Source organism: Mycobacterium sp. (genome assembly GCF_049280035.1).
GTDB lineage: Bacteria > Actinomycetota > Actinomycetes > Mycobacteriales > Mycobacteriaceae > Mycobacterium.
The window spans coordinates 1-10,019 of sequence record NZ_JBAPPI010000023.1 but is presented as its reverse complement, the minus strand read 5'-3'; the positions used below and the strand labels follow the sequence as shown (position 1 = coordinate 10,019).

Annotated in this window: 10 protein-coding genes and 1 pseudogene; 8 read left to right on the top strand and 3 right to left on the bottom strand. The window is 66.2% G+C overall.

The window, feature by feature from the left end:
* The 5 genes from map to WAN71_RS00795 form a co-directional block, all read left to right on the top strand.
* Positions 1-690, top strand: a 690-nt coding sequence (gene map, locus WAN71_RS00815) for a type I methionyl aminopeptidase (RefSeq protein WP_422223509.1), incomplete at its 5' end; no start/stop codon positions are given.
* Between the two features lie 43 nt (positions 691-733).
* Complete coding sequence (locus WAN71_RS00810) at positions 734-1,258, top strand: sigma-70 family RNA polymerase sigma factor (RefSeq protein ID WP_422223511.1); 525 nt, start codon at positions 734-736, stop codon at positions 1,256-1,258.
* A gap of 41 nt (positions 1,259-1,299) precedes the next feature.
* The gene (locus WAN71_RS00805; RefSeq protein ID WP_422223510.1) at positions 1,300-2,964 is read left to right on the top strand and encodes a carotenoid oxygenase family protein; all 1,665 of its coding nucleotides are present in this window, start codon (positions 1,300-1,302) and stop codon (positions 2,962-2,964) included.
* A 77-nt stretch (positions 2,965-3,041) separates the two neighbouring features.
* Complete coding sequence (locus WAN71_RS00800) at positions 3,042-3,575, top strand: sigma-70 family RNA polymerase sigma factor (protein ID WP_422223508.1); 534 nt, start codon at positions 3,042-3,044, stop codon at positions 3,573-3,575.
* A 94-nt stretch (positions 3,576-3,669) separates the two neighbouring features.
* Positions 3,670-4,416: a zf-HC2 domain-containing protein gene (locus tag WAN71_RS00795; protein ID WP_422223507.1), complete on the top strand. Its 747-nt coding sequence runs from the start codon at positions 3,670-3,672 to the stop codon at positions 4,414-4,416.
* A gap of 18 nt (positions 4,417-4,434) precedes the next feature.
* On the opposite strand, the gene WAN71_RS00790 is transcribed toward WAN71_RS00795, so the two are convergent.
* Complete coding sequence (locus WAN71_RS00790; RefSeq protein WP_422223506.1) at positions 4,435-5,784, bottom strand: xylulokinase; 1,350 nt, start codon at positions 5,782-5,784, stop codon at positions 4,435-4,437.
* A gap of 21 nt (positions 5,785-5,805) precedes the next feature.
* Here WAN71_RS00790 and WAN71_RS00785 point away from each other — a divergent pair, with 21 nt between their 5' ends.
* Together WAN71_RS00785 and WAN71_RS00780 are read left to right on the top strand one after the other, a co-directional pair.
* Entirely contained in the window at positions 5,806-6,786 is a 981-nt protein-coding gene (locus WAN71_RS00785; protein ID WP_422223505.1) for an NAD(P)-dependent oxidoreductase, read from the top strand.
* Positions 6,783-7,439, top strand: coding sequence for an L-fuculose-phosphate aldolase (locus tag WAN71_RS00780; protein ID WP_422223504.1), 657 nt, complete (start codon positions 6,783-6,785; stop codon positions 7,437-7,439). The genes WAN71_RS00785 and WAN71_RS00780 overlap by 4 nt, the downstream gene beginning before the upstream one ends.
* An 85-nt stretch (positions 7,440-7,524) precedes the next feature.
* On the opposite strand, the gene WAN71_RS00775 is transcribed toward WAN71_RS00780, so the two are convergent.
* Positions 7,525-8,769, bottom strand: a complete 1,245-nt coding sequence (locus WAN71_RS00775; protein ID WP_422223503.1) for a cytochrome P450 — start codon at positions 8,767-8,769, stop codon at positions 7,525-7,527.
* On the bottom strand, positions 8,766-9,344 hold the full coding sequence (locus tag WAN71_RS00770) for a TetR/AcrR family transcriptional regulator (protein ID WP_422223502.1): 579 nt from the start codon (positions 9,342-9,344) through the stop codon (positions 8,766-8,768). The genes WAN71_RS00775 and WAN71_RS00770 overlap by 4 nt, the downstream gene beginning before the upstream one ends.
* 94 nt (positions 9,345-9,438) lie before the next feature.
* Between WAN71_RS00770 and WAN71_RS00765 the strand changes: the two are divergent.
* A pseudogene (locus WAN71_RS00765) lies at positions 9,439-10,019 on the top strand (dihydrodipicolinate reductase); the annotation flags it as partial.

Here is a 10,019-nt window from a genome sequence, read left to right as displayed (position 1 = left end):
GTGCGAGCGGCCGCGGTCCCCGGGACGTCGACGCACGATCTCGACGCGATCGCTGAATCCGTGATCCGCGACGCCGGTGCCACGCCGTCGTTTCTCGGCTACCACGGCTACCCGGCGTCCATCTGCGCATCGGTCAACGACCGCGTGGTGCATGGCATCCCGTCGGCCAGCGAGACACTCACCACCGGTGACCTGGTGTCCGTCGACTGCGGCGCAATCCTGGACGGTTGGCACGGTGACGCCGCGATCACCTTCGGTGTTGGACCGCTCATCCCCGCCGACGAACTGCTGTCGCAGGCGACCAAGGAGTCGATGGAGGCCGGGATCGCCGCCATGGTTCCCGGCAACCGCTTGACCGACGTATCGCACGCCATCGAAACCGCCACCCACGCGGCCGAGGTCCGCTACGGGCGGGAGTTCGGCATTGTCGAGGGCTACGGCGGACACGGCATCGGCAGGCAGATGCACATGGACCCGTTCCTGCCCAACGAGGGAGCTCCCGGGCGCGGTCCGCTGCTGGCCGACGGATCGGTATTGGCCATCGAGCCGATGCTGACCCTGGGAACCGGCAAGACCGTCGTCCTCGACGACCAGTGGACAGTCACGACCGCTGACGGCTCGCGTGCCGCACACTGGGAACACACCGTCGCGGCCACCCACGACGGACCACGCATTCTGACCCTCGGGTGAACCAGACGGACACCTGATCCGTGTCATCACCGAGAGGCTGGTGATAGACATACCGGGCACCGGCGCGAACGCGGAAGCTATCAAGCGGCTGTGGGATGAACATGCCGCCGCTTTGTGGCGCTATGCGTGGCGGTTGACCGGTGATCCTGCCCAGGCCGAGGACGTGATGCAAGAGACCTTGCTGCGGGCATGGCAGCATCCGCAAGTCCTCAGCAACGGGCAGTCTCCCCGCGCGTGGCTGTTCACTGTCGCCAGGAACATGGTGATCGATGACCGGCGCAGCGCCCGGTTCCGCAACGAGGTGATGTCGCTGGACGGCTCCGGCCCACCGGAGCCGGCGAGTCCTGACGAGCTGGGCGGGGCACTAAACAGGGCGTTGATCGGCGATGCGATGGCGCAGCTGTCCGCCGACCATCGGGCAGTGGTCGGCCGGTCGTACTACCTGGGCTGGACTACTGCGCAGATCGCCGCAGACCTGGAAATTGCCGAAGGCACGGTGAAGTCGCGGCTGCATTACGCGCTGCGGGGACTGCGCGAGGCACTGTTGGAGATGGGGGTGACCCAATGACGGATCCCCGGGACCGAAATGTGCCGCGCGACGGTGAGCCGATGCTCAACGGCGCACACGATTACGCGACGTGGGACGCGGCCTATGTGCTGGGCTCACTGTCGGATGCCGATCGGCACGCTTTCGAGGCACACCTGGTTGGCTGCGCCCCGTGCCAGCAGTCCGTGACCGAGCTGACCGCCGTCGCGCCGCTGCTGTCGTTGCTCGACTACGACCACGTGGTGGGCGGCGACGGTGCCGATGCGCCGTCCGCTCCGCCACCGTGCCCTGACCTGCTGACATCGCTGCTGGCGGAGGCGGACCAGCGGTCGGCCGCTGCCGCCGATCACTCCCGACTGCAACCGTCGCTGATACCGCCGGTGGTAGTGGACGCACAGACCGTCTTGCCGGTGTTCCGCACCGGCAACTACGCCCCGGTGCACGACGAGCTGACCGCCTTCGACCTACCGGTTGTGGGCAGCATCCCGGCCGAGTTGAACGGCTGGTATCTGCGCAACGGTCCGAACGCGCGTGCGGGCGCGGCCCACTGGTGTGTCGGTGACGGAATGGTGCACGGGGTTCGGCTGGAGAACGGCCGCGCAGCCTGGTACCGCAACCGTTGGGTGCGCACCGAGAGCTTCGAGCGTCCGTTGCCGTTCTACAAAGACGACGGCACCCGAAACCTGCACTCCAGCATCGCCAATACTCACGTCGTTCGTCACGCTGGCAAAACCCTTGCGCTGATGGAATTCTCGCTGCCCTATGAAATCAGCAATGACCTGGAGACGGTGGGCGTCTACGATTTCGGCGGCAAGTTGACGGATTCGATGACCGCGCATCCGAAGATCTGCCCGGTTACCGGTGAGATGCATTTCTTTGGCTGCGGCAACATCCTTGAGCCCCACGTCGTCTATCACCGTGCGGACGCCGGCGGCCAGTTGACGATCAGCCGCCCCATCGACGTGCCCGCTCTGACGTTGATGCACGACTTCGCGCTGACCGCCGAGCACATCGTCTTCCTGGATTTGCCGCTGGTATTCGACTTCGGCGTTGCGATGTCGCGGCAAAACGAACAGGAAATGCGGGACTTACCGTATCGGTGGGACGACAACTACGGCGCCCGTCTGGGTGTACTGCGCCGCGACGACCCCTATGGCCCGATGCGCTGGCTGGACATCGACCCGTGCTACGTCTTCCACATTGCGAATGCCTATGACGCGACATCGGCGGGCGAGAATTCAATTGTGCTGGAAGTGCTTCGCTATCCGGAGATATGGCGTAGCAGTAGCGAATTCGGGACCGACGCGGCGTTATGGCGCTGGAAGCTCGACCTGGACACCGGGACGGTCGAGGAGAGCCAACTCGACGACCGTGGTGTGGAATACCCGCGCGCCGACGACCGGATGGCCGGCGCCGCCGCTCGTTACTCCGTGGCGGTGGGCAGCACTGCGCTGGTCCGCTATGACCTGCAGCGTGATACCGCATCCGAGCACCGATTCGGCGCCGGCGGCTACCCGGGTGCGCCCAGCGAGGCGGTGTTCGCGCCGGCGGTCGGGGAGTCCGACGAGCTGGCCGGCTGGTACCTGAGTTATGTTTACGACCCAGTAAATGAGAGCAGTGATCTCGTTATTATCGATGCGTCAGACTTCGAGGGCGAGCCGGTGGCTCGTGTCCGGCTGCCGCGGCGGGTGCCGCACGGATTCCACGGAAACTGGATCCCCGACTGAATGCGAGACCCGTGGTGATGCTGCCGCGATGAACTGGAAATGCTCGCCACTCGTATCACTTATCAGGAGGTGAACGGGTGAGTCGAGTCACCAGCGCAGCGAACGCCGAAGAGGCGTTGATGAAGGCGCTCTATGACGAGCATGCCGGGGCTTTGTGGCGGTATGCGATGCGGTTGACCGGTGACGCCAGCCGTGCCGAGGACGTGGTCCAGGAGACGCTGTTGCGGGCATGGCAGCATCCTGAGGTCATCGGCGACAGCGAACGTCCGGCGCGGGCATGGCTGTTCACTGTGGCCCGCAACATGATCATCGACGAGCGACGCAGCCCGAAGTTCCGCAACATCGCTGGTTCGCTGGACGAAGAAGGCGCACCTGAGCAGCCGGTTCCCGACGAGGTGGACTCGGCACTGGACCGGCTGCTGATCGCCGACGCGATGGCGCAAATGTCGCCTGAACATCGAGCCGTTGTCGAGCGGTCCTACTTCCGAGGCTGGAGCACCGCCCAGATCGCTGCTGACCTTGAGATAGCTGAAGGAACTGTGAAGTCGCGCTTACACTATGCTGTACGCGCATTGCGACTCACTCTGCAAGAGATGGGGGTGACCCGATGACGATGCGACGGGCCATCTTGACGGCCGTGGATAGCCCCATCCGGGCGGCCGCCGGCTCCGAATACTTGATAACGACTACATATGGGGGCTCACGATGAGGCTGATCCAAGGCTTTGGTCCGCCGGGCGATAACGACTTGCCCGTCGGCGACGACCACGACTACGCGACGTGGGACGCGGCCTACGTGCTGGGATCGCTGTCACCGGCCGACCGGCGGGAGTACGAGGCGCACCTGCGCGTGTGCCCGTCGTGCAGGGAGGCCGTCGCCGAACTCAGCGGCATGCCGGCTCTGCTGTCCAAGCTCGATAGCGACACGGTGGCCGCGATCAACAACGGTGACCTCATCACTGCGGCCCCTCCGAACCTGCTGCCGTCGATGCTGTCGGCAGTGCGCCAGCGGCGGCGCCGCTCGCGCATGATGACGTGGTCATCTGGGGCTGTCGCCGCCGTGCTGCTGGCGATCGGTGTGTTCGTCAGCATTCCTAGCCTCACGGGCCATTCCCCGACGTCAGCGCCGCCGCAGGCGAGTGTGGCGGCACTGCAGATGGACCAGGTTGGCACGAAGGCGCTGGCCTCGACGGTGTCGCTCAGCAGCCAAAACTGGGGCACCGTCATCGACCTGCGGTGTGTCTGCCTGGCGCCGGTGTATGCCCACCACGACAGGCTGGCGATGGTGGTGGTCAACCGCGACGGCACCCGTACCCAGCTGGCGACCTGGGTAGCCGACCCCGGCCATACCGCGACGCCCGCCGGCAGCATCTCGACGCCGAGGAACCAGATCGCAGCGGTGCAGGTGGTTTCCGCCGACAACGGCAACGTGCTGCTCGAGCGCTCGCTGTAAAGCCCTTCTGCTTCATACTCACGACGCCCTGGACGGCCGGCCGGCCAGTTCAAGAAACCGGCCGTAACGTTCCTCCATCGGAACTGTCCAGGCGGCATCCGGTTCCACCATGCGCTCGATGGCGGCCCATCGCGCGGCGTCGGAGATCGACGATTCTCGGCCGACTGCCATCCGGCTGAGGAAAGCCGCGCCCAGCGCCGCACCCTCGGCCACCCCCGACACCGCCACCGGCCGGCCGGTGGCGTCGGCGATGGCCCGCAGCCACGGCTCGACTCGGGTACCGCCGCCGGCGGCCACAATCCGCGATGCATTCACCCCGCTCAGTTCAATGAGCTGGCGAACGACGAAGCCGGACGCCTCGTAGGCGGCTCGGCGCAGCGTCGCCGCGTCGTGGGTGAGGTCCAGGCCGTCGAGCATCCCGCGACGGCCCGGGTCGTGGAAGGGTGTGCGCTCGCCCCGCAGGTAGGGCGACCACACCGGCACTCGCCGCGGATCCACCACCGCCGGGTCGCCCGGCCCCAGCACCCGGTCGACCCAGCCGAGAAACAGCCCGCCGGCATTGCTCGCTCCCCCGATCTGACTCTTTCCGGTCATGGTCGGGATGGTCCACAGGCCTGCCACCTGCCGCGCCTCAGGGATGGTTACCCAGACGATCAAGGTGGTACCGCACAGCACCAGCACATCGCCGTCGTCGTCGGCGCCGGCCACCATCTGCTCGCACAGCGCGTCGATGGCGCCGACCGCCAGCACGGCGCCGGTTTTGCGCAGCTGCCCGGCAGCAACACCGGGTGCTTCGACCCGCGGCATCCGGTCGACCGTCACACCGCGCTCCGCACAGGCTTCGACGTTCCAGCCGCCTTCGAAGAGTGGCGAGAACAACGGCAGGGCGGTGTAGGCGGTGGGAAAGTCGACCACCGCCGCACCCGCCAGCGCGTAATTCGCGACCGCCGGCGCCGGCCAATACCCGGCCGCATCGGGCGCTTGCGCGGCCGTCCAACGCAGAAATTCCGCGGCCTCGCCGACCGGGAACGGTTGGTCGCCGACTGCTCCCGGCACCCGCCCCCGGTCGTCGCCGTAGAGCAGCCCAGGCGTGATCGGATGGCCGCCGGAGTCGACCGCGGTCAGCGACGGCACCATCGCGGAAACGGCTACCGCCAGCGCATCTGGGCGCGCCAATTGCTGCAGCGCCGCCAGCGGGCCCAACCGCCACGCCTCGTCGGCGTTGTGTTCCAGCCGGTCCGGCGTCGGCACTCGCAGCTCGTGGGGGATGCGTGCCCGCGCGACCACCCGGCCATCCTCGTCGGCGGCGACCGCTTTGACGGCAGTGGTGCCGATGTCGATGCCGATTGTGACCTCTTCGCGTGACACGGGCGTCACCGTACGCCAGCATTGGCATTCGTGACCCGTGCTTTGGTGACGGCCCCGTTGCGTGGCGAGGGGTTCGAAAAGTTGCGACGGCTGGCCGATGTGGTCTACGACCCGTGGATCGAGGCGGCCCCGCTGCGCATTTACACCGCCGAGCAGCTGGCCGAGCGGATATCCTCCGAGGCCGCGGATATCGTTGTGGTGGAAAGCGATTCGATCAGCGGACCGGTTTTCGAATTGGGGTTGCGGGCCATCGCGTCCACTCGCGGAGACCCCAACAACGTCGACATCGCGGGTGCGACCGCGGCCGGGATTCCGGTCCTGAATACCCCGGGCCGCAACGCCGACGCGGTCGCCGAGATGACCCTCGCGCTGCTTTTCGCCGCCACCCGGCAGGTGTTGGGCGCCGACGCCGACGTGCGGGCCGGAGAGGTGTTCCGCGACGGCAGCATTCCCTATCAACGCTTCCGCGCGTGGGAGGTCGCCGGCCAAACGGCCGGGCTGATCGGCCTGGGCGCAGTTGGGCAGGCGCTGAAGTGGCGGATGGCCGGGCTCGGCATGCGGGTCATCGCCTATGACCCGTATAACGACGAGGCCCGGCATAGCCTCGACGAACTGCTCGCCGAGGCCGACATCGTCTCGCTGCACGCGCCGGTCACTGCTGACACCACCGGGCTGATCGGCGCCAAGCAGTTCGCGGCCATGCGCGACGGCGTGGTCTACCTCAACACCGCCCGGGCTCAGCTGCACGACACCGACGCGCTGGTCGAGGCGCTGCGCAGCGGCAAGGTGTCCGCCGCGGGTCTGGATCACTTCGTCGGGGAATGGCTGCCGACCGATCATCCGTTGGTCGCGATGGCCAATGTGGTGCTCACCCCCCACATCGGCGGCGCTACGTGGAACACTGAGGCGCGCCAGGCGCAGATGGTGGCCGACGACCTGGAAGCGCTGCTGTCCGGCAAGACGCCCGCCCATATCGTCAACCCGGAGGTGCTAGGACCATGAAGTTCGTTGACAACGCCGAGGCCGCGGTGCTGGCCGCGGCCAAGGACATGCTGCGCCGCGGGCTGGTCGAGGGCACCGCGGGCAATATCTCGGCGCGGCGGGAGGACGGCAACCTGGTCATCACCCCGTCGTCGGTGGACTACGCCGAAATGACGCTCGACGACCTGGTGGTGGTCGATCCGGACGGCGGCGTGCTGCACGCCGCCGAGGGCCGATCGCCGTCGACGGAGATGAAGCTGCACCTGGCCTGTTTTCAGGCGTTCGACGACATCGGCAGCGTCATCCACAGTCACCCGGTGTGGGCCACCATGTTCGCGATCGCACACCAGCCGATTCCCGCGTGCATCGACGAGTTCGCCATCTACTGCGGCGGCGAGATCCGTTGCGCCGAGTACGCCGCGTCGGCCACACCCGAAGTGGGCAGCAACGCGGTGAAGGCGTTGGAAGGGCGGGCGGCCGCACTGATTGCCAACCACGGCCTGGTGGCGGTCGGGCCGAGGCCGGACAAGGTGTTGCATGTCACCGCACTGGTCGAGCGGACCGCTCAAATCGTGTGGGGTGCAAGGGCTTTAGGTGGGCCAGTTCCGATTCCCGACGACGTCAACGCCGGCTTCGCCGGGATCTACGGCTATCTGCGCGCCAATCCTCTATGAACCGTGTGCAGCTGGGTCTGAGCGACAACGGCTTGCGGCGCACCGACTGCGAACCGTGCGACGCGGCACACCGCGACGGCGTCCCTCAGTTCACACGCGGGGCATGATTGAGGCTGACCGGCAGAGAGTCGTAAACGGTCATGTTGTTGGAGAGGTCGGGCAGCGTCATCGTCGGCTCGCCGGTTTCGATGGCGTCCGTATTCAGCAAGATCTCGTCGAGGGCGGCTCTGACTTCCGCCCGGGCAAGCATCGCGCCCAGACAGTGGTGGGCGCCCCCGCCGCCGAATGACTGGTGGGGATTGGGATCACGGCGAATGTCGAAGCGGTTCGGATCCTCGAAGACATCCTCGTCACGATTGGCCGAACGCAACATCGTCACCACGCGCGCGCCCGCGGGAACAAGCGTGTCGCCGAGGATCACGTCTTGGGTTGCTCCGCGCACCCAGAACATGATGGGTGTGGAATACCGGATCACCTCCTCGACGGCCGTGCTCCGCGCGTCCGGCTCGGACCGGTAAATCTCGATCTGATCCGGATTGGCGACGAAGGCCTGAATTCCGTCGCACAACGCGTTGCGGGTGGTGTCGGCGCCGGCCAACCCGAGAACGAAGAAGAAGATCTCCAGCTCGTTGGCGGGCAACAGGAAACTCTCTCCCGACTCGGCGGTGATCTCCGCGGTGCACAGCGCACTCCAGATGTCGTCCACGGGGTGTTCGCGTTTGTTCGCCGTCAGCGTGCTGGCGTACTGAAACAACTCGACGAAGGGCAATACGTCGTCGCCGTCGGGCACGGCAAGCTGCGCCCCGGCGGTCTTCAATACCTTCTCGATTAGTCCGAATACATGCTGCCGATCGGCCTCTGGGATCCCGACGATGTCGCCGATCACCGAGATCGGCAATCCCGCCGCCAGATCGACGAACTCACCACCACCGGACTCCAGCAGGGCGCCGGCCATTACCCTGGCCCGTCTGCGAATTCCGTCTTCCAGCTTCGCCACCGCCCGTGGGGTGAACGCGCGCGAGATGACCTTGCGGCGGATGGTGTGATCCGGCGGATCCAAACTCACAATGGCTGGATAGGCGTCGAACAGCGGCACGTCCTGGATCAGCGGTCCACGAGTCGCGGTGAACAACTCATAGTCGCGGTGCACTCGTGCGACATCGGCATGCTTCGTGCACACCCAAAACTCGCGACCCACTGCAGATTTCACGTCATCGGTGAGTTGCTGGTGAAACACCGGTGTGCGGGCACGTAGTTCGGCGAACAGTTCGTCGGGAAATCGCGACGCCCAGATCGCCGGCTCGGCCAAGTCGATCGTCTTATCTGTCATGATGCGGTTCCCCCTATCTCGTTGCGCAGACCATTGAGGATCAGACGCAACCCGTATCCAAACGCCCGATCGCTCCGCCCGTCAGCCGTCGCTTCGGTCCGGCGGATGTGCGCGAGTTGCACCGAACCCAGCAGGTGGATGTACAGCGCGGCGTGCGCCGCCTCGAAATAATCTTCCTGCAAACCGGATTCGCGCAGGATGCGGCGAGCGGCGCGATCCATCTCCGTGGCCGCGGGGGTGTGCGGATACTCCTGGAGCAAGACGGCAATCCCCGGTACCTCGAGCAGCACCTTCCAGGCATTCGCGTAAAGCGCAACCAACCGCGACTCCCAGTCGCCCTCACGCGGCACCCCGATCTGGGCGAGCACCGACTCAATCAGCAGATCGAGCAATTCACGCTTGTCGCGAACGTGGTAATAGACCGACGAGGCCGCCGTACCCGCCTCAGCCGCGAGTTCGCGCATGGTGACCCGGTTGACGCCGACCCGCTTCGCCAATCGCAGCAGGTGCTTCGTCAGGTGCGCCTGGTCCAGCGCCCCGTGGCGAAGCACCGGCGCTCCAGCGGCAGTTCGCATGCCCTTGCTCACCCTTCTCGAACGACGGTCGGATTCGAACGATAATCTAATTAGAACAATGTTCGAGATCGGCTGTCAACGGTTACGGTGAGGCATGCCGCGATACGAAGTAGTCCAGTGGTCAACCGGCAACATCGGCAGGCGAGCGCTTGGCATGCTGCTGGACCGCGACGACTTCGACGTGGTGGGCGTCCACGCATTCGGTTCGGACAAGGTGGGACGCGACGCGGGTGCGCTGGCCGACCGACCCCGGGTTGGCGTCGCGGCAACCGGCGATGCCGATGCGCTGATCGAGCTTCGACCGGATTGCGTGAACTACATGCCTCGCGTCATCAACTACGACCTGGTGGCCCGAATGCTGCGCTCCGGGATCAACGTCGTCACCACCGGCGATTTCCTGACCGGCACCCATCACCCAAGCGAGCGAGCGGCGCTGGAGGAGGCGGCGCGACAGGGCCACGCCACCTTCCTGGGGACGGGATTCGAGCCCGGGTTTATCAACGTCGTCGCTGGGTTCCTCACCGGCGCATGCCGACAGGTCGACAACGTCAAGCTCGTCGAGACGTTGGATTGCACCACCTACCCCGTACTGGATGCCTGGCGGGTGCTCGGATTCGGCAAACCGCCCCGAGAGCGGGTTACGCAGATCGATGCGGACACCCAACGCTATGGCCT

Coding starts and splice junctions, on each gene's coding strand:
- WAN71_RS00805 (WP_422223510.1), top strand. CDS start 1,300: ATGCTCAACGGCGCACACGATTACGCGACGTGGGACGCGGCCTATGTG.
- WAN71_RS00795 (WP_422223507.1), top strand. CDS start 3,670: ATGAGGCTGATCCAAGGCTTTGGTCCGCCGGGCGATAACGACTTGCCC.
- WAN71_RS00780 (WP_422223504.1), top strand. CDS start 6,783: ATGAAGTTCGTTGACAACGCCGAGGCCGCGGTGCTGGCCGCGGCCAAG.
- WAN71_RS00775 (WP_422223503.1), bottom strand. CDS start 8,769: ATGACAGATAAGACGATCGACTTGGCCGAGCCGGCGATCTGGGCGTCG.
- WAN71_RS00770 (WP_422223502.1), bottom strand. CDS start 9,344: ATGCGAACTGCCGCTGGAGCGCCGGTGCTTCGCCACGGGGCGCTGGAC.